The organism is Micromonospora sp. CPCC 206061 (genome assembly GCF_036906915.1).
In the GTDB taxonomy this organism is placed as follows: domain Bacteria; phylum Actinomycetota; class Actinomycetes; order Mycobacteriales; family Micromonosporaceae; genus Phytohabitans.
Map to the genome: position 1 here is coordinate 1 of NZ_JBAKHX010000230.1, position 745 is coordinate 745.

Below are 745 nucleotides of genomic sequence, written 5' to 3' on the forward strand. Positions count from 1 at the left end.
CGGCATGTGAGTGAGTTCCTTGATTTTCCCTGCCGCCCGCCACAGCTTTGATCCGCAACAAAGCGTTCTCTGCGAAAGGGCGCCATGCCGCAAAGCCGGCCAGGCACTCGCCGGCGGTCTCGAGTACCGAAAGTGTCGTGGCCACGACGTACCTCCCGCAGGAGCCTCGTCCCAGCCTGCACCCACGCTCGCTGCTATAGTTCGCGGGTTTCGCTTGGCCCACGCAGAGGAGGAGCCGCCACATGACACGTGCCTTTCCTGAGGTGTCGATACATGAAGGCGCGCTGACCCTCCGACCGTTTACCAGCAAGGACGTTGAGGCTACTTACGCGGGGTGTTCGGACAAGCTGACGCAACGCTGGCTGCCATTGCCCAGCCGTACACGCTCGACGACGCTACGGCTTGGTGCACCAAGGTTTCACGTGCCTTGCGGGAGTCTGGCGACGGTATCCACTTCGCGATCACTGATGCGACGAACGATCATCTCCTCGGGACTATCGGGTTGAAGAAGACCGACTGGAGCGCGCGAATCAGTGAGATCGGCTACTGGATCGCCCCCTGGGCCAGAGGACGCGGAGTTGCCGCCGAAGCGACTCGGTCGGTGGGTCGCTGGCTGTTAGCTGACCAGGGTTTCGAGCGTATGGAGCTGAAGGCAGCAGTTGACAATATCGCCTCTCAGAAGGTGGCTATGCGCGCGGGACTGCATCGGGAAGGTATCCTGCGAAATGCCGGTTTGATCCACGCT

Annotated in this window: 1 protein-coding gene; it reads left to right on the forward strand. The window is 61.5% G+C overall.

Features of this window, described 5'->3' with window-relative positions:
• Nucleotides 1-334: 334 nt before the first annotated feature.
• Nucleotides 335-745, forward strand: a 411-nt coding sequence (locus V6V89_RS41525; protein ID WP_334625245.1) for a GNAT family N-acetyltransferase, incomplete at its 3' end; no start/stop codon positions are given.